The sequence below is a fragment of the Arenimonas oryziterrae DSM 21050 = YC6267 genome (genome assembly GCF_000420545.1).
Taxonomy (GTDB): Bacteria; Pseudomonadota; Gammaproteobacteria; order Xanthomonadales; family Xanthomonadaceae; genus Arenimonas; species Arenimonas oryziterrae.
The window spans coordinates 82,939-106,985 of record NZ_ATVD01000005.1; the positions used below are offsets into that span (position 1 = coordinate 82,939).

The 24,047-nt window shown below is 65.4% G+C and carries 22 protein-coding genes; 16 read left to right on the top strand and 6 right to left on the bottom strand.

The genetic code is table 11. The annotated features are described in order from the left end of the window. Positions 1-11 precede the first annotated feature (11 nt). Together pgeF and rluD are read right to left on the bottom strand one after the other, a co-directional pair. Positions 12-794: a peptidoglycan editing factor PgeF gene (pgeF, locus tag G467_RS0112435; protein ID WP_211214069.1), complete on the bottom strand. Its 783-nt coding sequence runs from the start codon at positions 792-794 to the stop codon at positions 12-14. Beyond that, the gene (gene rluD / locus G467_RS0112440; RefSeq protein WP_022970068.1) at positions 791-1,786 is read right to left on the bottom strand and encodes a 23S rRNA pseudouridine(1911/1915/1917) synthase RluD; all 996 of its coding nucleotides are present in this window, start codon (positions 1,784-1,786) and stop codon (positions 791-793) included. Before rluD ends, pgeF begins: the two co-directional genes overlap by 4 nt. Positions 1,787-1,911: 125 nt before the next feature. Between rluD and G467_RS16735 the strand changes: the two genes are divergently transcribed. After that, on the top strand, positions 1,912-2,754 hold the full coding sequence (locus G467_RS16735; protein WP_022970069.1) for an outer membrane protein assembly factor BamD: 843 nt from the start codon (positions 1,912-1,914) through the stop codon (positions 2,752-2,754). Between the two features lie 44 nt (positions 2,755-2,798). Here G467_RS16735 and G467_RS0112450 read toward each other — a convergent pair whose 3' ends face one another. The 3 genes from G467_RS0112450 to sucC all read right to left on the bottom strand — a co-directional run bounded on the left by G467_RS0112450 (position 2,799) and on the right by sucC (position 6,620). After that, positions 2,799-4,436 carry an NAD+ synthase gene (locus G467_RS0112450; protein ID WP_022970070.1) on the bottom strand — a complete coding sequence of 546 codons (1,638 nt, stop codon included), beginning with the start codon at positions 4,434-4,436 and terminating at the stop codon, positions 2,799-2,801. Between the two features lie 86 nt (positions 4,437-4,522). Beyond that, positions 4,523-5,398 carry a succinate--CoA ligase subunit alpha gene (sucD, locus tag G467_RS0112455; protein WP_022970071.1) on the bottom strand — a complete coding sequence of 292 codons (876 nt, stop codon included), beginning with the start codon at positions 5,396-5,398 and terminating at the stop codon, positions 4,523-4,525. A gap of 58 nt (positions 5,399-5,456) precedes the next feature. After that, a complete protein-coding gene (gene sucC / locus G467_RS0112460) occupies positions 5,457-6,620 on the bottom strand; it encodes an ADP-forming succinate--CoA ligase subunit beta (RefSeq protein WP_022970072.1) in 1,164 nt (387 codons plus the stop codon). Between the two features lie 179 nt (positions 6,621-6,799). Here sucC and G467_RS0112465 point away from each other — a divergent pair, with 179 nt between their 5' ends. The 15 genes from G467_RS0112465 (at position 6,800) to G467_RS0112535 (ending at position 22,948) form a co-directional block, all read left to right on the top strand. Next, on the top strand, positions 6,800-8,425 hold the full coding sequence (locus G467_RS0112465; protein WP_022970073.1) for a sensor histidine kinase: 1,626 nt from the start codon (positions 6,800-6,802) through the stop codon (positions 8,423-8,425). Between the two features lie 67 nt (positions 8,426-8,492). Beyond that, on the top strand, positions 8,493-9,869 hold the full coding sequence (locus G467_RS0112470; RefSeq protein WP_022970074.1) for a sigma-54-dependent transcriptional regulator: 1,377 nt from the start codon (positions 8,493-8,495) through the stop codon (positions 9,867-9,869). Between the two features lie 361 nt (positions 9,870-10,230). Beyond that, positions 10,231-10,665, top strand: coding sequence for a pilin (locus tag G467_RS0112475; protein WP_022970075.1), 435 nt, complete (start codon positions 10,231-10,233; stop codon positions 10,663-10,665). Positions 10,666-10,813: 148 nt separating this feature from the next. Then, on the top strand, positions 10,814-11,260 hold the full coding sequence (locus tag G467_RS0112480; RefSeq protein ID WP_022970076.1) for a pilin: 447 nt from the start codon (positions 10,814-10,816) through the stop codon (positions 11,258-11,260). Between the two features lie 54 nt (positions 11,261-11,314). Further along, on the top strand, positions 11,315-13,249 hold the full coding sequence (locus G467_RS17620; RefSeq protein WP_022970077.1) for a hypothetical protein: 1,935 nt from the start codon (positions 11,315-11,317) through the stop codon (positions 13,247-13,249). A gap of 82 nt (positions 13,250-13,331) precedes the next feature. Further along, on the top strand, positions 13,332-14,102 hold the full coding sequence (gene rfbF, locus G467_RS0112490) for a glucose-1-phosphate cytidylyltransferase (protein WP_022970078.1): 771 nt from the start codon (positions 13,332-13,334) through the stop codon (positions 14,100-14,102). Further along, a complete protein-coding gene (gene rfbG / locus G467_RS0112495) occupies positions 14,093-15,184 on the top strand; it encodes a CDP-glucose 4,6-dehydratase (protein ID WP_022970079.1) in 1,092 nt (363 codons plus the stop codon). Before rfbF ends, rfbG begins: the two co-directional genes overlap by 10 nt. Continuing rightward, positions 15,181-15,732 carry a dTDP-4-dehydrorhamnose 3,5-epimerase gene (gene rfbC, locus G467_RS0112500; RefSeq protein WP_022970080.1) on the top strand — a complete coding sequence of 184 codons (552 nt, stop codon included), beginning with the start codon at positions 15,181-15,183 and terminating at the stop codon, positions 15,730-15,732. The genes rfbG and rfbC overlap by 4 nt, the downstream gene beginning before the upstream one ends. Beyond that, positions 15,729-16,952, top strand: a complete 1,224-nt coding sequence (locus tag G467_RS0112505) for a class I SAM-dependent methyltransferase (RefSeq protein WP_022970081.1) — start codon at positions 15,729-15,731, stop codon at positions 16,950-16,952. Before rfbC ends, G467_RS0112505 begins: the two co-directional genes overlap by 4 nt. 2 nt (positions 16,953-16,954) lie before the next feature. After that, positions 16,955-17,797 carry an NAD-dependent epimerase/dehydratase family protein gene (locus G467_RS0112510; protein ID WP_022970082.1) on the top strand — a complete coding sequence of 281 codons (843 nt, stop codon included), beginning with the start codon at positions 16,955-16,957 and terminating at the stop codon, positions 17,795-17,797. Next, positions 17,794-18,855, top strand: a complete 1,062-nt coding sequence (locus tag G467_RS0112515; protein WP_022970083.1) for a class I SAM-dependent methyltransferase — start codon at positions 17,794-17,796, stop codon at positions 18,853-18,855. The genes G467_RS0112510 and G467_RS0112515 overlap by 4 nt, the downstream gene beginning before the upstream one ends. Beyond that, positions 18,852-19,655: a cephalosporin hydroxylase family protein gene (locus tag G467_RS0112520; protein WP_022970084.1), complete on the top strand. Its 804-nt coding sequence runs from the start codon at positions 18,852-18,854 to the stop codon at positions 19,653-19,655. The genes G467_RS0112515 and G467_RS0112520 overlap by 4 nt, the downstream gene beginning before the upstream one ends. 18 nt (positions 19,656-19,673) lie before the next feature. Beyond that, on the top strand, positions 19,674-21,188 hold the full coding sequence (locus G467_RS16745; protein WP_022970085.1) for an oligosaccharide flippase family protein: 1,515 nt from the start codon (positions 19,674-19,676) through the stop codon (positions 21,186-21,188). Positions 21,189-21,221: 33 nt separating this feature from the next. Then, on the top strand, positions 21,222-22,115 hold the full coding sequence (locus G467_RS17190) for a hypothetical protein (protein WP_022970086.1): 894 nt from the start codon (positions 21,222-21,224) through the stop codon (positions 22,113-22,115). Next, positions 22,112-22,948 (top strand): TylF/MycF/NovP-related O-methyltransferase, encoded by an 837-nt coding sequence (locus tag G467_RS0112535; RefSeq protein WP_211214067.1) that lies wholly within the window; start codon positions 22,112-22,114, stop codon positions 22,946-22,948. Before G467_RS17190 ends, G467_RS0112535 begins: the two co-directional genes overlap by 4 nt. Before the next feature lie 22 nt (positions 22,949-22,970). On the opposite strand, the gene G467_RS0112540 is transcribed toward G467_RS0112535, so the two are convergent. Then, positions 22,971-24,047, bottom strand: a complete 1,077-nt coding sequence (locus tag G467_RS0112540; protein WP_026802653.1) for a glycosyltransferase family 2 protein — start codon at positions 24,045-24,047, stop codon at positions 22,971-22,973.

Here is a 24,047-nt window from a genome sequence, read left to right on the forward strand (position 1 = left end):
GCGCGCGGCGATCAAGCCTCGCGCCAGATCAGCGTAGCCATGCGACCGGTGCGCTGGTCGCGACGGTGCGAATAAAAGCGCTGCGGGTCGGAAATCGTGCAAAGACCACCGCCGAACACACGCGTGACGCCGGCGCGCGCCAGCCGCTGGCGCGCCAGCGCATACAGATCGACGCGCCAGTGATTTTCCCGCGTGGGCACGAAGGCCATGTCCGCGGCCGGATCGTCGGCCAGGAACGCGGCGCGGACTTCCTCGCCGATTTCATAGGCCTGCGGACCGGCGGCCGGGCCCAGCCAGGCGAGCAGTCGATCCGGCGACGACTGCATCGCCTGCACCGTTGCCTCCAGCACGCCACCCGCCAAGCCGCGCCAGCCTCCGTGGGCAGCGCCGAGTTCGCTGCCATCTTCGTGGCAGAGAAGCACCGGCAGACAATCGGCGGTCAGGATCGCCAGCACGATGCCGGCACTAGACGTGACACTGGCATCGGCGACGGGCTCGAAGGGATCGGACCCGTCGAGCGCCGGCGTGAATTCGGTCTCGCCGGCATCGAAGCGCACCACGTGCGGGCCATGCACCTGCTGCAACCAGCACGGTGGCGACGGCAGCGACAACACCTGTGCGAGCTGTGCGCGATTGCCGCGTGCGCTGGCCGGATCGTCGCCACAGCGCAGGCCGAGATTGAAGCGATCGAAGGGCGCGATCGACTGGCCGGGACCGCTGCGCAACGTGGTTAGGGCCCGCACCGTCGGCGGCGCGGGCCAATCAGCTGGCAGGAAGGAAGCGGCGGACATCAGCCCTTGAAGGCTGCCGTATCGGCGCGCAGATCGCGGATCAGGGTCTGCATGTCGGCGGGGATCGGCGCTTGTGTGCTGATCGTCAAGCCGCTGACCGGGTGCACGAATTCGAGCTTTTCCGCGTGCAAGGCCTGGCGGCGGAAGCTGCGCAGGGTTTCAGCGAGTTCGGCGGTTGCGCCCTTGGGCTGGCGATAGGAGCCGCCGTAGAGCGGATCGCCGACCAGCGGATGCCGCGCATGCGCCATATGCACGCGGATCTGGTGCGTGCGGCCGGTCTCCAGGCGACACTCGACCAGCGTGTGCGCGCGGAAGCGTTCGCGCACGCGGTAGTGCGTGATCGCCTCGCGACCCGCACCTTCCTTGACCACGGCCTGGCGGATGCGGTCGGACGGATGCCGGCCGATCGGTGCGTCGACGGTGCCGCCGGCTATCATCGGCCCGACCACCACGGCGACGTACTGGCGATGCACCTCGCGATTGGACAGCTGTTCGACCAGCAGCGAATGCGAGCGCAGCGAGCGCGCGATGACCATCAAGCCGGACGTGTCCTTGTCCAGCCGGTGCACGATGCCCGCGCGCGGCAATTCGGCCATGCGCGCGTCGAAATGCAGCAGGGCATTGACCATCGTGCCGCGCGGATTGCCCGCGCCCGGGTGCACGACCAGGCCCGCGGGCTTGTCGACCACCAGCACGTCCTCGTCCTGGTAGACCATGTCCAGTGCGATGTCCTCGGCCTCGGCCGTGGTCTCGATCTCGGTCTTCACGCTCAGGGTCACCGGCTCGCCGCCGCGGACCGGATCGCGCGGTTTCACCGACTGGCCGTCCAGCAGCGCGCTGCCGGCCTTGATCCATTCGGTCAGGCGGGACCGCGAAAATTCGGGGAACATCTCGGCCAAGGCCTGGTCGAAGCGCTTGCCGGCAAGCTCGACCGGCACCTGGGCCTCGAGCAGTTCGTAGTCGGCTTCGTCGTTGTCTGGTACGGCTGATTGCATGTTCGGGCCCGGAAATGGAGCCGCTGGCCCCGGAGTGTCCGCCCCGCCTTCATGGAGGCGGGCTGGAGCTTTCGGTTATTATCCCTCAATTGCTGCCCGCCAGCCCTCAGAAAAGCCCACTCCTGATGATCCGCCTCTCCGGTTTGCCGCGTTTTTTCCTTTTCCTCGCCCTCGCCCTGAGTCTGGGTGGCTGCAAGACCGTCAGTGGCTGGTTTGGCGACAAGCAGGCCGAAACCGAGACCTTGCCGGTCGATCAGCTTTACGCGCAGGGCAAGATGCTGCGTGAGAAAGGCGACTACGAGCGCGCCTCCAAGTACTTCCAGCGCCTCGTCGCCCGCTTTCCCTACGGCCCCTACAGCGAGCAGGCGCAGCTGGAACTGGCCTACGCCCAGTACAAGACCGGCAAGCCCGAAGACGCGACGCCCGCGATCGACCGCTTCATCCGTACCTATCCGCGCCACCAGTACATCGACTACGCGTACTACCTGAAGGCGCTGATCAACTTCGACCGCGACGTCGGCTTCGTCTCGCGGATTGCCGGACGCGATCCGTCCGCGCGCGATCTCGCCGGTCCGATCCAGAGCTACAACGACTTCAACGAAGTCCTGCGCCGCTTCCCCAACAGCCGCTATGCGCCCGATGCGCGCCAGCGCATGGTGCACCTGCGCAATGAGCTGGCCCGCTACGAAATGATCGTGGGCCTGTACTACCTGCGTCGCGGCGCCTATGTGTCGGCAGCCAATCGCGGCAAGTACCTCATCGAGACCTACCCGCAGAGCCAGTACGACGGCGATGCGGTCGCGCTGATGGCAGCCTCGTACGGCGCGCTCGGCGAGAAGCAGCTGTCCGATGACGCCCGCCGCGTCCTCGAGAAGAACTACCCGCAGCATCCCTACCTCAGCGGCGACTGGCCCAAGAAGAAGGGCGCCTGGCGCCAGCTCAATCCCTTCCAGGGCGAGCTGAAGTAAGAAAGAGAACCCCGCCTTGGCGGGGTTTTTTTTGGGCGATCTTCTTATCCGGAATAACCTGACGTGATCGGATAACGCCGCTCGCGACCGAAGGCCCGCCGCGACAGCTTCGGTCCCGGCGCCGCCTGTCGGCGCTTCCACTCGCTGTTCTTCACCAGCCGCACAATGCGGCGCACCGTGTCGGCGTCGAAGCCCTCGGCGATGATCTCGTCCGCGGATTTTTCCTGGTCGATGTGACGCAGCAGGATCGCGTCGAGCAAAGCATAGGGCGGCAGCGAATCCTGGTCGGTCTGGTTTTCGCGCAGCTCCGCCGAGGGTGCGCGCTCGATCACGGCGACCGGGATCACTTCCGCGCCGTCGACGGCCTGGGCATTGCGCCAGCGGCACAGGTCGTAGACCTCGGTTTTGTACAGGTCCTTGATCGGCGCAAATCCGCCGCACATGTCGCCGTAGATCGTCGCGTAACCGACCGCGTACTCGCTCTTGTTGCCCGTGGTCAGCAGCAGACCGCCGAACTTGTTCGACAAGGCCATCAGGATGGCGCCGCGGCTGCGCGACTGCAGGTTCTCCTCGGCCACGTCCGGCGCGCGCCCGGCAAACATCGGCGCCAGTGCCTGCAGGAAGCCCTCGAACGGCGCTTCGATGGCCACCGTCTCGATGCGTACACCCAGCGCCTGCGCTTGGTCGGCCGCGAGGTCGTTGCTCATATCCGAGGTGTAGCGCGAAGGCAGTCGCACCGCGGTGACATTCTCCGCGCCCAAGGCATCGACCGCGAGCGCGAGCACGAGCGCGGAATCCACGCCGCCCGACAGCCCCAGCCACGCCGTCTTGAAACCGTTCTTCCCGCAATAGTCACGGATGCCACGCACGATCGCGCGGTAGGCGAGGGATTCGACGCTCTCGTCGGTTTCCTGCGGCCACTGCACGCGCGAGAACTTGCCGGTCGCCGGATCGAGATCGGCAAGCAGCAGATGCTCCTCGAACGCGCGCGCGGCCGGATGCACACTGCCGTCGGCATCAGCCAGATCGGACGCGCCGTCGAACACCAGCTCGTCCTGGCCGCCGACGACATTGAGATAGGCCAGCGCCACCTGCGACTCGCGCACGCGCTGGGTCAACAGTTCGTCGCGCTGCAGGGACTTGCCGCGATCGAACGGCGACGCGTTCGGCACCACGACCAGGCGCGCGCCGAGGGCCACGGTATCGGCCAGCGGTTCGGCGAACCAGAGGTCTTCGCAGATCACCAGTCCGACCATCGTACCGTTGACGTCAAACACGCAGGCTTCGTTGTCGCTGGCGAAATAGCGGCGTTCGTCGAACACCGCGTAGTTGGGCAATTCGCGCTTGTGGTAGGTCGTTTCGACGCCGCCGTCGCGCAACACGCTTGCGGCGTTGAACACCACCGGTCCCACCGCCTGCGGCCAGCCGACGACCGCGACGATGCCATGCACGCCTGCGGCAATCGCGTCGATCGCTCGTTGGCAATCGGCGAGAAAAGCCGGGCGCAGCAGCAGGTCTTCCGGCGGGTAGCCGCTGAGCGCCAGTTCCGGGAAAAACACCAGATCGGCGTGGTGCGCGTCGCGGGCTTCGGCGATCAGCGCCGCGATACGCGCGGCATTGGCCTCGATCGCCCCGACCGGGAAATCGAACTGGGCAAGGGCGACGCGGAGCGGCTTGGACATCGGTTCAGTTCACCCTGGTAGGAGCCAGCTTGCTGGCGACAAGCGCAGATCCGGTCGCCAGCAAGCTGGCTCCTACCGAGCCCGACTCAGGCCTTCATGCGCTCGGCAATGGCCTTGCCCAGATCGCCCGGCGAACGGACGGTGGTCACGCCGGCTTTTTCCAGCGCGGCGAACTTGCCCGCGGCGGTGCCCTTGCCACCCGAGGCGATCGCACCGGCATGGCCCATGCGCTTGCCTTCCGGCGCGCTGGCGCCGGCGATGAAGCCGACGACGGGCTTGGTCACGTACTCGGCGATGAATTCGGCCGCCTCTTCCTCGGCGCTGCCGCCGATTTCGCCGACCATGATGATGCCTTCGGTCTGCGGATCGTCCTGGAACAGGCGCAGGCAGTCGATGAAGTTCATGCCCTGCATCGGATCGCCGCCGATGCCGATGCAGGTCGACTGACCGAGCTTGGCGTCGGTGGTCTGCTTGACCGCTTCATAGGTCAGCGTGCCCGAGCGCGACACGATGCCGACCTTGCCGGGCATATGGATGTGGCCGGGCATGATGCCGATCTTGCATTCGCCCGGGGTGATGATGCCGGGGCAGTTCGGGCCGATCAGCACGACGTCCTCGTAACCCTTGAGCGTGTTCTTCACGCGCAGCATGTCGAGCACCGGAATGCCTTCGGTGATGCAGACGATCACACGGATGCCGGCATCGGCCGCCTCGAGGATCGCGTCGGCCGCGAACGGCGGCGGCACGTAGATCACGGACGCATCGGCGCCGGTTTCGTTGACCGCGTCAGCGACCGTGTTGAACACCGGCAGGCCGATATGGGTGGTGCCACCCTTGCCCGGGGTCACGCCGCCGACGACCTTGGTGCCGTAGTCGAGCATCTGCTCGGCATGGAAGGTGCCCTGGGTGCCGGTGAAGCCCTGCACGATGACCTTCGTGTTCTTGTTGACGAGAACGCTCATGTAATTCAGTTCCTTGGATGGTGTCTCCCTCTCCCGCAAGCGGGAGAGGAAATTTGGCTTAGCCCTTGGCGGCAGCGACGACCTTCTTCGCGCCATCATTGATGTCGTCGGCCGCCGTGATGGCGAGGCCGCTGTTCTTGAGCAATTCCTTGCCCTTCTCGACATTGGTGCCTTCCAGGCGCACCACGACCGGAACCTTGACGTCGACTTCCTTGACGGCGGCGATGATGCCTTCGGCGATCATGTCGCAGCGGACGATGCCACCGAAAATGTTGACGAAGATCGCCTTCACGCTGGACGACTTGAGGATGAGCTTGAACGCCTCGGTCACGCGCTCCTTGGTGGCGCCGCCGCCGACGTCGAGGAAGTTCGCCGGCGAACCGCCGTTGAGCGAAATGACGTCCATCGTCGCCATCGCCAGACCGGCGCCGTTGACCATGCAGCCAATGTTGCCGTCCATGGTGACGTAGTTGAGGTCGTGCTGGCTGGCGAGCACTTCGGTCTCGTCTTCCTGGCGGATGTCGCGCATCGCGGCCAGATCCGGATGACGGAAGGTCGCGTTGTCGTCGGAATTGATCTTGCCGTCGAGCACGGCGAGGTCCCCGCTCTTGAGGATGGCGAGCGGGTTGAGCTCGACCAGAGCGAGATCCTTGTCGTTGAACAGCTTGTACAGGCCCAGCATGATCTTGGTCAGCTGGCCGACCTGCTTGGCGTTCAGGCCCAGTGAGAAGCCCATCTCGCGGCACTGGTAGGGCTGCAGGCCCTGGACGTAGTTCACGTGCAGGCTCTTGATCGCGTCCGGATTGTCGTGCGCGGTCTTCTCGATCTCCACGCCGCCTTCGGCCGAGGCGATGAAGGTGATGGTCTTGCTGCTGCGGTCGGTCAGGACCGACAGGTAGAGCTCGTTGGCGATGTCGGTGCCTTCGCAGATCAGCACGGTGTCGATCGGCAGCGCCACGCCGGCGGACTGGTAGGTCTCCATGCGGGTACCGAGCATCGCGGCCGCGTACTGCTTCACTTCGTCATAGGACTTGGCGAGCTTGACGCCGCCGGCCTTGCCGCGGCCGCCGGCGTGAATCTGCGCCTTGACCACCCACAGGGTGCCGGGGATCGCCTTGGCGGCGGCTACGGCTTCTTCCGGGTTGCGCGCGACGCGCCCGGCGGGGACGGCAATGCCGTAGTCGGCAAACAGCTGCTTTGCCTGATACTCGTGAAAATTCATGCGACACCTTCGAAAGGATCGGCGAGACGCCGGGTACTGGCTACATCGGGGGCCGGCAAGGTCTGGAACGCCGCCGACCCGAAAGGGGCCGTATTGTCGCCGACCCCCCCGGCAAAGGCAAAGCGGCCATCACGCTTATACTCAAGGCCTCCGCGCCTTCCCGAGCTCGCCGTCCCACGATGTCGCTGCCCCAGACCGCCCCCGCTGCCACCGCCGTTCCGCAGCGTCGCGAGCTGTATTTCTTCAACCTTTTCCGGACATTGGAAGCGGGCATCCTGGCCCTGGTGGCCTTCACGCCGCTCGGCCAGATGACGGTCGAGATCCTGCAGCTGCCGATCCTGCAGGCGACGGCCGTGATCTATGTCGGCGCCGCCATCGGCCTGCTCTTCGCGACCCGCCGCATCGGCCGGCGCATTCGACGACTGACCGCGATCGGCCTGCTGTTCGACATTTTCGCCACCGGCGTCGCGCTGTTGGCGATGAACGGCGGCGAGAGCGGCATCGCGATGTTCATGGTCTTCAACATCGGCGCCGGCGCCCTGATCCTCACGCCGACGGCCAGCCTGGGCTTCGCGCTGACGGCCGCATCGACCCTCATCATCGAATACCTGTTCAATCAGTTGCTGTTCCCGGGTTATGCCCGCACGGCGGCCGAAGCGATGATGTTCTCGGTCACCTACATCGGCATGGCCATCATGGGCCAGCAGTTGCGCCGGCAGATGAGCGAAAGCCAGGCCCTGGCCGACAAGCGCGGCGAGGAACTGGCCAACCTGTCCGAACTCAACGAGCTGGTGATCCGCCGCATGCGCACCGGCGTGCTGGTCGTCGACGGCGGCCACCACATCCGGCTGTCCAATGAGGCGGCCTGGGCCCTCATGGGCAACCCCTCGCCCGACCGTCGCGATCTCGCGGAGGTGGCTCCCAGCCTGCACCAAAGCCTCTGGCAATGGCGCCAGGGCCGCGGCGAAGTGCCCAAGGCCATGACCTTCGCCGAGGGCTCGCCGGAAGTGCTGCCGCGCTTCGTCGCGCTGAGCCTGACCGACAAGCTGTTCCTGATTTTCCTCGACGACAGCCGCATCTATTCCGATCGCGCCGAGGAGCTGACCCTGTCCACGCTCGGCCGCCTGTCGGCGAGCATCGCGCACGAGATCCGCAATCCGCTCGCGGCGATCAGCTATTCCACGCAGTTGCTCGAAGAATCGACGTCGATGCCCGACACCGACCGGCGCCTGCTGGAGATCATCCATTCGCAATGCCAGCGCATGAACGGCATCGTGCAGAACATCCTGGGCCTGGCGCGGCGCGAACGTTCGCAGACCGAAAGCCTCGAGCTGTCGGGCTTCATTCGCCGCTTCGTCGAGGAATACCGCACCAATCATCCGCTGGAAACCGACGTACTGCAGGCGGTGAACCCCAGCCGGCCGCTGGTGGCGATGGTGGATCCGCAGCATCTGCATCAGGTCCTGACGGTGCTCGTGCACAACGCCCTGACCTACGGCCGCGAACCCGGCAAGCCCGCGCAGGTGAGCCTGGGCGCACGCACCGACGGCCCGAACGGGCCACCGCTGATCGAAGTGCTCGATCGCGGTCCGGGCATTCCGGCCCGGGTCGCCGAACAGATCTTCGCGCCCTTCTTTACCACCAGCGAGCACGGCACGGGCCTGGGTCTGTATATCGCCAAGCAACTATGCGAGGCCAATCTGTGCACCTTGAGCTACCAATCGGTGCCCGGTGGCGGCAGTTGTTTCCGTATCACCTTGCCGGCATCGCAAAGCCTCATCCAAACTGAGACCGCGCACGGCTAACATACGCGAGTTGGTCGAGTCCCCCGACTCGGCTATGTTGTAGCGGCAACCATCCCCCCAGGTACCGATGACCACACCCCGAAGCGCTCTGGTCGTAGATGACGAACGCGATATCCGCGAATTGCTGGTGCTGACCCTCGGTCGCATGGGCATTCGCGTGGATACGGCCGCCGATCTGGCCTCCGCCAAGGCGCAGCTGACTGCCGAAAAATACGATCTTTGCCTGACCGACATGCGTCTTCCCGACGGCACCGGCCTGGACCTGATCACGCACATGAGTCAACGCTACCCGGAAACGCCGGTCGCGATGATCACCGCCTACGGCAACGTCGAAGCCGCGGTCAACGCGCTCAAGGCCGGCGCGTTCGATTTCGTGACCAAGCCCGTCGATCTCGCCGTGCTGCGCCGGCTCGTGCAAAACGCCCTGGACCTCGGCGAACAGCGTCGTTCGCAGCAACCAGCGTCCAACCGCCTGATCGGCGATTCTGTGGCGATGCAGCAATTGCGCGCGACGATCGGCAAGGTCGCGCGCAGCCAGGCGCCGGTCTACATCAGCGGCGAATCGGGCGTGGGCAAGGAACTCGTCGCCCGCCTGATTCACGAGCAAGGTTCGCGCAACGATCGCCCGTTCGTGCCGGTGAACTGCGGCGCGATCCCGTCCGAACTCATGGAAAGCGAACTGTTCGGGCACAAGAAGGGCAGTTTCACCGGCGCGCACGTCGACAAGGACGGCCTGTTCCAGGTCGCCAATGGCGGCACCTTGTTCCTCGACGAGGTCGCCGAACTGCCGCTGCACATGCAGGTCAAGCTGCTGCGCGTGATCCAGGAAAAAACCGTGCGCCCGGTCGGCGCGCCGGCGGAACTGCCCGTCGACGTGCGCATCCTCTCGGCCACGCACAAGAACCTGGTCAAGCTCGTGGAGGACGGCAAGTTCCGCCACGATCTGTACTACCGCATCAATGTCATCGAATTGCCGGTGCCGCCGCTGCGCGAACGCCGCGACGATATTCCGCTGATCGCGCAGGCCGTGCTGCAACGGCTGTCGGCCGAGCTCGGCGAAGCGGTGCCGCCGCTGTCGCCGGCCGCGAGCGAGGCGCTGCGCCGGCATCCGTTCCCGGGCAACGTGCGCGAACTCGAAAACATCCTCGAACGTGCGGTCGCCCTGTGCGACGACCAGCAAATCGACGTCGCCGACCTGGGCTTGCCTGCGGCAGGCGCCCCGGCCGCGTCCCCGGCCGATCCGGGTGCTGCTTTCGCGCCGGCACCGACGATGCCATTGCCGAACGGCGATTCCGCCCTGCCCGACGCGCTCGAGCAGATCGAGCGTGAAGCCATCCAGAAAGCGCTCGAAGCCTGTCGCTACAACAAGACCAAGGCGGCCGCGCATCTGGGCATCACCTTCCGCGCCCTGCGCTACAAGTTGAAAAAACTGGGCATGGAATAGGCAGGGGGTGCGGACCGGGCCCAAGCGGCCGACCGCCGACTTCCTTCTTCTTATAGGTAGGCCGCCTGCGCGTCGCAGATTGCGCGCGCTTGGGCAGATTTGGCCCCGTCGCCTTCTAGTGCCGTGCCGGGTCACTTTGTGACACAGCGCAAGATTCCGCACATTGAGGGTCACAGATTGCCGAATCGGGGCGTGTTTTCCGTACACTAACCGTGACCCGCTTCACACCCACCCGGCTAGCTTTGTTGGCACGGATGATGCAAGGTCATACAGGCACGTATATTGCGTCCGTCAACCAAGGACGGGAAACGCGGATGACGGTGCACGTGAGCTACAAATCCATAACCCTAGGGGATACACCATGAAGAACCAGAAAGGCTTTACCCTGATCGAACTGATGATCGTTGTCGCCATCATCGCGATCCTGGCCGCCATCGCCATCAGCCAGTACCAGGACTACGTCGCCAAGTCGCAGTTCTCGGAAGCTCCGTCGATCGTTGACGGCCTGAAGACCAAGGTTGTCGAGTCCTACACCCAGACCGGTCAGTGCCCGACCAACGCCACCGCTGGCTTCTCGCCGGCCGCCAGCTACGCTGGTCGCTATGTGCTGACGGGCACCATCGCTGGTACCGCCCCGGCCTGCACGATCACCGTGCGCTTCAAGGCTGCCGGTTCGGTCGCCACCCCGCTGGTGTCGCAGGACGTCGTGTTCACCGGTGCTGACACCGGCGGCACGTTCATCTGGCGCTGCACCTCGGCCATTGCTGCCAAGTACAAGCCGCAGGCTTGCCAGTAATAGCTTAGTAGTCGCAAGAAAAGGCCCCGCTTCGGCGGGGCTTTTTTTTTGCCCGGTCGGCGCGACGGCCTTCACGCGCTTGGCCCGAAACTTGCATGCATTTTTGTGGGGAATGCTGTCCGGCAAATCAAATTTCGGGGAAGCAACAATGAAATCGCATCGGGGATTCACGCTGATCGAACTCATGATCGTCGTCGCCATCATCGCCATTCTGGCCGCGATCGCCATCAGCCAATACCAGGACTACGTGGCCAAAGCGCAGTTGGCAGAAGCCTTCAGCATCGCCGACGGCCTCAAGACCAAGGTCACCGAGGCCTTCACCCAGAACGCGACCTGCCCCGCCAATAACGCGACCGGCATTCCGCCTGCGGCCAGCATCAGCGGTCGTTATGTCGCCCAGACCGTGGCTGGCGGCACCGCGACGGCCAGCGGCGGTTGCACCTTGGTGATGACCTTCAAGGCGACAGGCAGCGTGTCGAACGCCCTGGCCGGTCGAAACATCACCTTTACGTTGACGGGCGTTGATTCCGGTCCGTCCCGCTGGCTGTGCAGCACAGCGATTGCCGCGCGCTATCTGCCGCAGACCTGTCAGTAATCCTCGACCATTCGGGTAAGCTGCCCTCTCTTCGGTGACGGGCAGCCCTTCCTCATGCAAGACCCCACGCAGACGGCGCGCCACACCATCGCGCCGTATCTCCTGCTCGGCATCGTCGCCCTCTACCTGTTTCTCGCCTGGCCCGCCTTGCGCGGTCCTTTCATTTTCGACGACTTCCCCAATCTGGGCGTGCTCTCGAAATTCGGCGACATCGACAGCTGGCGCAAGCTGGGCCAGTTCCTGGCCGAGGCCCGCGGATTCCCGGGGCGGCCGCTGGCCATGCTCAGCTTCCTGCCCCAGCAGGCCGATTGGCCGGACAACCCGTTTCCGTTCAAGCTGGTCAATCTCGCACTGCATTTGATCAATGCGGGCCTGATCTTCGTGCTGCTCCGTCGCGTGGCGCGCATCGCCCTGCCCGACCACGCGAAAGCCGCCGCCATCATCGCGGGTCTGTCGGCCACGCTGTGGCTGGTGCATCCGATGCAGATCTCCACGGTCATGCTGGTCGTGCAGCGCATGACCTTGCTCTCCACCCTGTTCGTGCTGCTCGGCCTGCTGGCGTACGTGCATGGGCTCACCAGCCAATACTTGTCCGCGGGACGTCGCGCCGCATGGCTGACCGGCGGCATCGTGCTCGGCACGGGGCTGTCGGTGCTGTGCAAGGAAAACGGCGTTCTGCTTCCGCTGTATGCCTGGGTGCTCGACGCGACGCTGCTGCGCGCGGACGTTGCGAACCTGCCGGCACGATTGCGCCAGCTGCGCCGCCTGCTGCTGTTTCCCGCGCTGGCCTTGCTCGCCGCGTATTTCGCGTACCTGATGCGCGATCCGTTCGCGGCCTTGCCGACGCGCGACTTTACCCTCGCCGAACGCCTGATGACGCAGCCGCGCATGATCTTCGACTATCTGACGGACATCGTGCTGCCGCGTTACGCGCAATACGGCATCTATCACGATGACCTCGTCGCTTCGCGCGGCCTGCTGCAACCCTGGACGACGCTCGCGGCGATCGTCGGCCTTGTTGCCGCACTTGCGCTGGCATTCTGGCAGCGCCAACGCCGTCCGCTGCTCGCGTTCGCGATTCTTTGGTATCTCGGCGGGCATGCGCTGGAAGCAGGACCGATTCCGCTCGAGCTGTATTTCGAACACCGTAATTACCTGCCGCTGATCGGGCCGCTTTTTGCGATCGTCGCGGGACTGGCGTCGCTGCCCATGGACACGCCGCGTCGCGCCGGCAGCCTGGTGCTGGGCCTGTGGCTGCTCGCGAGCCTGTTCGCAAGTGCGCTGTACGCGCAGGTCTGGTCCAACGAAGACAAGCTCACCTATTTCTGGGCGAGCCGGCATCCCGCCTCGGTGCGCTCGCAGGCTGCGTTCGCCTCGCGGCTGTTCGACACCGGCATGATGGATGGCGCCCGGCAGATCCTCGCCGACGCAAGCAAACTCCGGCCCAAAGAAGTCGGCCTGGACCTGAGTTCGGCGATGGTCAGCTGCCGCATGCGCACGCTGACGGCGAAGGATGTCGATGCCCTGCGCCTGCGCCTGAGCCAGGCGACCTGGAGCCATTTCGCCGTCGAAACGATGTCGTCCCTGCGCACCCAGGCCAGTGCCGGCGAATGCGCGCCGGTGCTCGGCGAGACGCAGTGGCTGGGCCTGTCCGAGGCCCTGCTGGGTAATCCCGCGTTCCAGGCCGATGGCTACGCCCTGGGCCAGTTGCACTACCAGCGGCACACGCTGGCGGCCAGTCACGGCGACCTGGACACCGCGCTGAAGGAACTTGACGAGGTCGCCAAGTACGATCCCGATCCCGAAATCCCGAGGCTGAAAGCGAAATACCTCGTCGAGGCGGGGGTGCCGGAAATGGCGATCGAGACCTTGCGCGACTACGACGCATCGCGACGACCGTTGCTGCGCCGCCTGCTGGTCGACGATGCCGCCATCAATCGCGAGGCCATCGCGGCGATCAACGCCCGCGCCGCGACACCAGCGAAATAGCGCCCCGCCAGGGGCGCCGGGTTAAAGGACGTCGCCTTCTGCGATAGGATGGGGCGGCGCCCATCAAGAGCTCTCCCAACCTATGAAAGCCGTCATTCTGGCCGGTGGCCTGGGCACCCGCATCAGCGAGGAAACCGCCGTTCGCCCCAAGCCGATGATCGATATTGGCGGCATGCCGATCCTGTGGCACATCCTGAAAATCTATTCGCATCACGGCATCAACGATTTCGTGATCTGCCTGGGCTACAAGGGCTACCTGATCAAGGAGTTCTTCGCCAACTATTTCCTGCACCGCTCCGACGTCACCATCGATCTGCGCTCCAACAGCATGGACGTGCATCACAAGCACGCCGAGCCCTGGCGGATCACCTTGGTCGATACCGGCATGGACACGCAGACCGGCGGCCGCCTCAAGCGCGTCGCGCAATACCTCGACGACCAAACCTTCTGCTTTACCTACGGCGATGGCGTTTCCGATGTCGACATCGGCGCCCTGGTGCAATTCCACCGCAGCAAGGGAACGCAGGCCACCGTGACGGCCGTGCAGCCGCCCGGCCGCTTCGGCGCATTGAACATCAAGGATGGGCGCATCACCCGTTTCGAGGAAAAACCCTCGGGCGACGGATCGTGGGTCAACGGCGGCTTTTTCGTGCTCGAACCGCGCGTGATCGACCGTATCGCCGACGACGCGACGATCTGGGAACGCGACCCGCTCGAATCGCTGGCCAGCGAGGGCCAACTGTCCGCCTATGCCCATCACGGTTACTGGCAGCCGATGGATACCTTGCGCGACAAGATCAAGCTTGAGGAATTGTGGGACAGCGGCAAGGCACCCTGGAAGGTATGGCCCTGAACTATCTCTTCGGCGGCGCCTACGACGGCACACGCGTGCTGGTCACCGGACATACCGGTTTCAAAGGGTCGTGGCTGTGCCTTTGGCTGCAGGCCATGGGGGCGGAGGTCACCGGCTTGGCGCTGGCGCCCGACACCGAGCCCGCGCATTGGCCCCTGCTGCAACTCGCGACCGTGCGCGACCAGCGTGCCGATGTGCGCGATATCGACGCGGTGCGCGCAGTGGTGGCAGAGGCAAAGCCGCAGGTGGTGTTCCATCTCGCCGCGCAGCCGTTGGTGCGACGCAGTTACAAGGAACCGATCGCGACCTTCGAAACCAATGTGATGGGCCTGGTGAACGTGTTCGAGGCCCTGCGCGATTGTGCGTCGCTGCGCGCAGTGGTGAATGCCACCACCGACAAGGTCTATCTGGAACAACCCTCGGAAGGCGGCTACCGCGAGGACCAGCCGCTGGGCGGGCATGATCCCTACAGCACGTCCAAAGCCTGTGCGGAGCTGGTCTCGGAGTGCTATCGCAAGAGTTTCTTCAGCGGCGCCGACGCACCGGCAGCCGCCCTGGCGACGGCGCGCGCCGGCAACGTGATCGGTGGCGGCGACTGGTCCGAGGATCGTCTGGCGCCCGATCTCGTTCGAGCGGCGGTCGCGGGTTCGCCCCTGCGGCTGCGCAATCCGGACGCAATCCGGCCCTGGCAGCACGTGCTCGAACCGCTGTCGGGCTATCTGCGCCTCGGACAAGCCCTGCTCGCCGGCGAACGCGTCGAAGGGCCCTGGAATTTCGGCCCGGCCGGCGACGCGACCCTGTCCGTGGCGGACCTGGTGGCCGCGATGCGCGCGCAGTGGCCCGGCGTGCACGAGCAAGCCAGTCCCGGCCCGCATCCGCACGAAGCACCGACGCTGCGCCTGGATTGCAGCAAAGCCGCACGCGAGCTCGGTTGGCGCCCCGTGTGGAATGCCGAGACGACCATCACCCGCACCATCGCCTGGTATCGCGCCTTCCACGAACGCGGCGCCCTGCTCAGCCGCGACGATTTGCACGACTACCTCGCCGATGCGCGCGCCGCCGGGCTGGGCTGGGCCGCATGAAATGGCACGGCACGCCGCTGTCGGGACTGACGGTGATCGAGACCGACACCGTTGCTGACGCGCGCGGCCGTTTCGTTCGCGTTTTCTGCGATGCCGAACTCGCCGCATTGCGTCCGGGTTTGCATTTCCCGCAGATCAACCTGTCCACGACCTTCGCGCGCGGCAGCGTGCGCGGCCTACATTTCCAGCGGCCACCGGCCGCCGAAGCCAAGCTCATCCGTTGCCTGTCCGGTCGCGTGCTCGATGTCGCAGTCGATCTGCGCCGGGGCTCGCCGACGTATCTGCGCTGGCATGGCGTGGAACTGTCGGCCGAGCAACCCCGGCAGGTTTTCATTCCCGAAGGTTTTGCGCACGGCTTTCAGGCCCTCACCGACGACGTGCAACTGCTGTACCTGCACACCGCGGCCTGGAATCGCGATTACGAAAACCGACTGCGCTACGACGATCCGCGCCTGGCGATCGACTGGCCGTTGCCGGTGACGCAGGTGTCGGAACTGGATCGCCATGCGCCCTTGCTCGACGATCAATTCGAAGGAGTCGAGGCATGAAGTGCCGCTTCTGCGCCACGCCTCTGGTGGATGTGTTCCTCGACCTGGGCAGTGCGCCGCCGTCGAACGCGTTCCTCGCGCCTGAGGCGCTCGATGCGCCGGAAACCTATTTCCCGCTGAAACTGTTCACCTGCTCCGCCTGCCGGCTGGTGCAGGTCGACGAACCGCATTCGCATACGGCGCTGTTCGCGCCCGACTACGTGTATTTCTCGTCCTTCTCCCGCTCGTGGCTGCAGCATGCTGAGCGCTATGTCGAGCAGGCGAGCGCGCGCCTCGGTCTCGACGGCAACAGCCTGGTCATGGAAATCGCGTCCAACGACGGCTACCTGCTGCAGTACGTCGCGGCACGCGGCATTCCCTGCGTGGGCATCGAACCGACGGCCGGCACCGCGCAGGCCGCCCGCGCCAAAGGCATCGAATCGATCGAGCGGTTTTTCGGGCGTGACTTCGCTGAACAATTCGTGCGCGAACGCCGGCCCTGCGATCTCATCGTCGCCAACAACGTGCTCGCGCATGTGCCCGATCTCAACGATTTCGTCGCCGGCCTGGCGCGCGCGCTGGCCGCGACGGGCACGATCACGGTGGAATTTCCGCATCTGCTGGAACTGGTCGCGCAGCGGCAGTTCGACACGGTGTACCACGAACACTTTTCGTATTTTTCGCTGCATACCGTGTGTGCGGTGTTCGCGGCACACGGACTGACCGTCTGGGATGTCGAGGCATTGCCGACGCATGGCGGATCGCTGCGGCTGTGGGCGGCGCATGCCGACAGCGCGTGCACGCAGACACCGGCGGTCACCGCCTTGCTGGCGCGCGAGACAGCGGCAGGCATGCGCGACCTCGCCTACTACCAGGGTTTCCAGACCCAGGCCGATGCGGTGAAAAACGGGTTCCTCGAATTCCTGCTCGCGCAACGACGCGACGGCCGGAAAGTCGCGGCCTACGGCGCCGCGGCCAAGGGCAATACCTTGCTCAACTATGCTGGCGTCAGGCCCGACCTGTTGCCGTACGTGGTCGATGCCTCGCCGCACAAGCAGGGACGCTATCTGCCCGGCTCGCGCATTCCGGTCGTCGCCGAGGAGCGTCTGCGGCGTGACCGGCCGGACTTCGTGATCATCCTGCCGTGGAACCTGAGGCAGGAAATCACCGAGCAGCTCGCCTACATCCGCGAATGGGGCGGTCGGTTCGTGACGGCCGTTCCCGTGCTGCACGTGGATTAGGCGTGCGGATCGCGATCACCGGCGCGAGTGGATTCGTGGGGCGCCATGTCCTGCAGGCCTTGCACGAACGCGAACAGGACGTCGTCGTCGTGGCGCGCACCGCCGCGCGCGCCGCGTCGATCCCCGGCCCTCATGCGTCGGTCGTGCTCGACGTCGCCGACGGCGGAGAGGATCCGTTCGCCGCGATGGGCAAGCCCGATGTGCTGATTCATCTGGCCTGGGACGGGCTGCCGAACTACCAGTCCACGCGTCATGTGGAGACCGAACTGCCCGCGCAAATCCGCTTTCTTGCGGCCTGCGTGCGCGGCGGGTTGAAACGCCTCGTGGTCACGGGCACCTGTTTCGAATACGGCCTCGCCGCCGGCGAACTCACTGAGCAGACGCCGACGCAACCGTGCACGCAATACGGCCGCGCCAAGGACCGGCTGCGCCAGGAGCTGCAAGCCTGGCAGGCCGACGCCGACTTCGAACTGGCCTGGCTCCGGCTGTTCTATCTGTTCGGCGAAGGACAATCGGAGAAATCGCTGTACCCACTGTTCCAGGCGGCGTTGCAGCGCGGCGACGCCGGCTTCGACATGTCCGGCGGCGACCAGGTCCGCGATTTCCTGCCGGTGCGCGAGGCCGCCCGCCTGCTCGTCGACGTCGCCCTCCTGCGCGGCGACACCGGCGTGGTCAACCTGTGCAGCGGCAGGCCGATCACCGTCCGTCGCCTCGTGCAGTCGTGGATCGACGCTGCCGGCGCCGACATCGCGATGAACCTGGGCCGCCTTCCGTATTCCGAGATCGAACCCATGGCATTCTGGGGCAGCCGCGCCAGGCTCAACGCTTTGCTGGGGGTTTCGTGACAACGCGCGAATTGTTCCGCATCGACGGCGTGCCCGCCTATCAGAACAAGATGTTCGACAGCGCGGCCGACGCGCGCGGGTGCCCCTTGGGCGACGTCGTGCTCGTCCAGGACCGGGCGAGCGGCCTGGTGTTCAACGCCGCCTACGACCCGGACAAACTGCGCTACGACGAGACCTACCAGAACGAGCAGGGCTTTTCGCCGGCGTTCCAGAAACACATGGACGAAGTCCTGGACAAGATCGACCGGCATTTCCGCGGTGACCGGATTCTGGAAGTAGGCTGCGGAAAAGGCGGTTTCCTCGACCTGATGCGCCAACGCGGCCACGACGCGTCCGGCATCGATCCCGCGTACGAAGGCGACGCACCGTATATCCACAAGCAACACTTCGATGCTTCGCTGGGGCTGCGCGCCGATGCCATCGTGCTGCGCCATGTCCTCGAGCACATTCCCGATCCGCAGCAGTTCCTGCGCGCGATCGCGGCGGCAAACGGCGGCAGCGGCCGGATCTACATCGAGGTCCCCTGTCTGGACTGGATCATGCGCAAGCGCGCCTGGTTCGATGTTTTCTACGAGCACGTCAACTACTTCCGGCTGCCGGATTTCCTGCGCCTGTTCACGACGGTGCACGAGGCCGGACATCTGTTCGGCGGCCAGTACCTGTACGCCGTGGCCGAGCTTGCTTCGCTGCGCGACGCCGCGCAGGGCAGCGCGCCCGAGGCCGTGGCGTTCCCGGACGATTTCCTGCGCGAACTGCATCGCCACGGCGCCGCATCGCCGGCCGCCCATCGTGCGATCTGGGGCGCGGCGGCGAAGGGCGTGATGTTCTCCCATCATCTGGCAGCCCAGGGCATCGCTCTGGATTTCGCGATCGACATCAACCCGGCCAAGCAGGGAAAATTCCTCGCCGGCACGGGCTTGCCGGTGCTGTCGCCCGCGCAGGGCCTTGCGCGCCTGCAGGACGGCGACGACGTCTTCGTCATGAACTCCAACTACATCGCCGAAATCCGCGCGCTCGGCGGAGACCGACTCAACTACATCCCGGTGGACGGACAATGACCGATTTCAGCAAGGAAGTGGCCGCGCGCATTCAGGCCAACCGCAACGACGCGGACCTGACCGCCGCCGCGCAGAGTTTCATGCAGGCGTCGATCGGTGCGATGTATTCGTACAATTTTTCCGCGCTCGGGCGACCGGTCATCCAGTACCCGCAGGACATCGTCGCCCTGCAGGAACTGATCTGGCAGGTCCGCCCCGACCTGATCATCGAGGCTGGCATCGCCCATGGCGGGTCGCTGATCCTGAGCGCCTCCATGCTCGCCCTGCTCGACTACTGCGACGCGGTAACCGAGGGCCGGACGCTGGATCCGAAAGCCACGCGCCGGCGCGTGCTCGGCGTCGACATCGACATCCGCGCGCACAACCATGCCGCCATTCTCGCGCACCCGCTGTCGCATCGCATCGACATGATCCAGGGCTCGTCGATCGCGCCCGACATCGTCGCGCGCATCCATGCGGCGGCGAGCGGTTACCAAAAGATCATGGTGATCCTCGATTCCAACCACACCCACGCGCACGTGCTCGCGGAACTGGAGGCGTACGCGCCGCTGACCAGCCAAGGAAGCTATTGCATCGTCTTCGACACCGTGGTCGAAGACCTGCCCGACGCACTCACGCCCGACCGTCCCTGGGGCAAGGGCGACAATCCGAAAACAGCGGTCTGGCAGTACCTGCGCATCCTGGGCGAGGAGGGTCGCGTTGCTGCCGACGGCGCGCCACTGCGGTTGGAGATCGACCGCAGCGTCGAGGACAAGCTGCTCATCACCGTCGCACCCGACGGCTTCCTGCGTCGTGTCTGATCGCCGGCGCGCAGGCCCGTGAACCGACTGCGCAACAATCTGGTCGCCAACTTCGGCGGACAGATCTGGACGATGGCGATGGGCGTCGCCTTCATTCCCGTCTATATCCATGTTCTCGGCATTGAAGCCTACGGACTGATCGGCTTCTTCCTCAGCCTGCAGGCGTTCTTCCTGATCCTCGACATGGGCCTGTCGGCGACCTTGAACCGCGAGCTCGCCCGCTACACGCACTCGGGCGCCAGCGCCCGCGAAAAACGCGATCTCGTACGCACGCTCGAATGCCTGTACTGGCCGGTCGGCATCGTCATCGCCCTCGCGGTGATCGCCGGCAGCGAACGCATCGCGACCGGCCTGCTCAACCCGGTGTCGCTGTCGTCGGCGCGCACGGCCCACGCGATCGCATTGATGGGTCTGGCCGCCGCGCTGCAGTGGCCCTGCGGGCTGTATGCCGGCGGTCTGCGCGGCCTGGAACGGCAAGTGGCACTCAATGCGCTCAATGCCGTGTTCGCGACCTTGCGCGGCGCTGGTTCAGCCCTGGTCATCGCTTTTGTTTCGCCGACGATCGAAGCATTCCTGTGGTGGCAGGTCCTGGTCGCCTCGCTGCATACGCTGACCTCGGCCTTCCTGCTCTGGCGCCTGCTGCCGACCGATGCGCACCGACCGACGTTCCGGGCCGAACGTCTGCGGCAACTGCGCGGATTTGCGCTGGGCATGGCCGGCACCGTCGCGCTGTCGTTTTTCCTGATGCAGTCCGATCGCGTGGTATTGGCGAAGCTGCTGCCGCTCAACGAGTTCGGCTACTACGTCGTCGCGGCCACCGTGGCCTCGGCGCTGACCGGCATCGTGCAGCCGTTTTTCGCAGCGCTGTTCCCGCGCTTCACCGGGCTGGTTACTGCCGGAAAACACGACCTGCTGGTGAAGCTGTATCACCAGAGCAACCAGATTCTGGCCGTGTTCGTCATGGCCGTCGCGGCGATGATGGTGCTGTTCGCAGGCGATCTGCTGCTGCTCTGGACGAACGATGCCGTGCTCGCGGCAAAAGCCGGCCCCGTGCTGTCCCTGCTGGTGATCGGCACCGCGCTGAACGGTCTGATGTACCTGCCTTTTGCGCTGCAATTGGCCAATGGCTGGACGCGCCTGTCGATGCTGCAGAACCTCGTGGCGGTCGTGGTGTTCGTGCCGCTGGTCTGGCTGCTGTCCCAGCGCTTCGGCGGCCGCGGCGCGGCGACGGCGTGGATCGCGCTCAATGTCGGCTACCTGTGCATCAGCGTGCCGCTCATGCATCGCGTGCTGATGAAGGGCGAAATGCGTGCCTGGTATCTGCAGGACATGCTGCCGCCGGCGATCGCCGCGATTCTGACCGCCCTGCTCATGCGCCTGCTGGTCCCCCAGGTCCCATCCGGCCTGTCGGGGGCCGTTGCCCTGATCGCGACGGGCCTGCCGGTGCTGGCCGTCGCCGGCCTGGTGTCGCCGGCGGTGCGCGAGGTGATCTCGCAACACTGGACAGGGCTCACCCGTCGCAGCCCACAATAGCCGTCGACGCCGGAACCCCAGGGAGCACGATTCATGGTGGGCATCATCCTCAATCACGATCTCGACTGCGCGCAGCGACGGCAGCGCCTGTTCGAGGGTGCGCTGCTGGTCCACACGCCCCGCGACGCCACGGCGGCCCTGGCCGACCATGCGATCGCACTGATCACGGAGATGCTCTCGGCCGAGGATCCCGAACGCGCGCAATTCGCGCTGCCGGTCGATCAGTTCATCGCCAAGGTCGGTCCGTTGAAGTCGCGCTTCACCAATGACCTGCAGACCAAGAAGCTTGTGCGCGAGGTGCTCATCGCGTTCGGATGCGATCTGGAAACGACGTACTTCGACGTGCCGCGCCTGCGCGTGGTGCCGCACGGCGGCTATCTGTCCTCCGGCGTCAGCTACGCCTACAAGGCGCATCGCGACATCTGGTACGCCAGCCCGACGGCGCAGGTGAACTGGTGGATGCCGGTGTTCGAGGTCACGGCCGAACGCGCCATGTCCTTCTTCCCGGAGTATTGGGACCGGCCGGTCGAGAACAGTTCTGCGGATTTCGACTACGGCGAGTGGTGTCGCGTCGGTCGCACGATGGCCAGCAGCCAGGTCACCGAAGACACGCGCAAGCATCCTTTGCCGCTGGCGCCGGTGGAGACGCGCAGCGAACTGCGCATCGCCGGCACCAAGGGCGATGCCATCCTGTTCTCGGCGGCGCACCTGCATTCGACCGCGCCCAACCAGTCGGGCCTGACGCGTTTCAGCATCGATTTCCGCACCGTGAACCTCGCCGACCTCGAGGCCGGCCGCGGCGCGGCCAACATCGACAGCCGTGCCACCGGCACCACCCTGGGCGATTTCCTGCGCGCCTCGGATTTCGAACCCCTCGACGCCGGTCGCTGGGCCTCTCCCCATCAGACAGCAGGCAGCCGACCGTGAAATCCAAGACCCCCGCTCCCTCGAAGCCGGCCTTGCGCCCGACCGGCGCCAAGCGCGAAACCTCGCCGACGATGCACGACCCGCGTACGCAGTCGACCTTCGATTATTCCTCGCGCGAGGCGCTGGAGGACTATTTCAACAACAGCCCGGGTTCGTCGACGGAGAAGCTGGAGAATTTCGCCAAATACGTACCGCGGCAGAATCTCGCGCGTTTTCTCGCGCGCTACGAGATCTTCAAGCTGATCAAGGATATCCAGGGCTCGATCGTCGAATGCGGCGTGCTCTTCGGCGGCGGCCTGCTCAGCTTCGCCAAACTCAGCACGATACTCGAGCCGTACAATTTCCAGCGCCGCATCATCGGCTTCGACACGTTCACCGGCTTCCCGTCCATCGACAAGGCCGACCTCAAGGGCCGTCCCGAGCGCAAATCGGCGCACCTCAAGGAACACGGATTCGCAGCCGAGGGCGCCTACGAGGACATCCTCAAGGCAATCGAGATCTACGACATCAGCCGCTATCTCAATCACTTTCCCAAGGTGCAGGTGGTCAAGGGCGATTTCGCCGTCACCGCCAAGCAGTTCCTCAAGGACTACCCGCATCTGGTGATCAGCTGCCTGTATCTGGATTTCGATATCTACCAGCCGACCAAGATCGCGCTCGAGCAGTTCCTGCCGCGCATGCCGAAGGGATCGGTCCTGGTGTTCGACGAACTCAACGAGGAAGCCTTCCCCGGCGAGACGATCGCGGTCATGGAAATGCTCGACCTGAAATCGATCCGCGTGCGCCGCTTCGATTTCGAACCGCGCATTTCCTACGCGATCATCGGCGACTGAGCGCAGCGAGCGCGGCTGGCGACTACAGCGGGCGGGTGTAGTCGCCGTAGCGTTCTTGCAGGCCGCTGCGCGACTTGATCAGGCGCCGCTCCAGCGCGGCGTAGGCGCCCGAATAGAGTTTCTGCAGCCAACCAACCCGCGAGCATAGTCCGGTCAGCGAGGACAGCAGGGCGCCGCGCAGACGTTCGCGATAGTGTTGGCGCAGCACGTCCGCCGACTGCCGGACGAAGGGGTAATTGCGTTTGGCCAGCGCGCCGGCCGCACGCCGGAACAACATGCGCCGCGCGTCGCTATGGAGAATCTGCTGCACGCGCTCGCGCGCCGGACCGGGCAGTTCGGCGATGGCCTGGGTGTTGTCGATCAGCTTCAGCCATCCCGGCCAGAAGGCGGCGAACGGTGCGGTTTCGCTGAAAGATTGCTGGCTCAGCAGGAACACGGCCGCGGGCTTCTTGGAAATCACATAGGACCGGCGCGCGGTGACCCGCAACAAGTAGTCCAGATCGGCCGGACCGCCGACCTGCATGTCGAGCAAGCCGACCTCGTCGAGCACCTCGCGTCGGAACAAGATGCTGGTCCAGCACAGCGGATTGCCGCGCAGCATTTCGAACATGCCCTCGGGCGGCAGAAACAGGCCTTCCCGCGGCCAGTTTTCCAGGCTCGCCGCGACGACGGTGCCCTCGCCTGTCTGCCGGATCGTCAATCCCGCCCAGAACACAGCCTCGGGATGCGCTTCCAGCCCTTGGATGCCGGCCTCGAAGAATCCCGACAACAGGAAATCATCGTCGGACAGCGTGGAGAAATACGGCGTGGTGATGCGCGCCAGGGCGTGCTGGAAATTCTCGAACGGACCGATGTTGTGATCGTGGCAGTAGTACTTGACGCGCGCATCGACCGCCGCGAGCTCCGCGACGACGGCGGCGGTTTCATCGCCCGAGGCGTTGTCGTAGACGCAGACCTGGAAGGACGGCCCCTCCTGCGCCAGCACGCTGAGAATCGCCCGCCGCAGCAGCGCGGGCCGCCTAAAAGTCGGAATGACCGTGGTGATCTGTATTGGCGCGGACGCTTCGCCCGCACCGTGGCCGGCGCGGTCCACGATCAT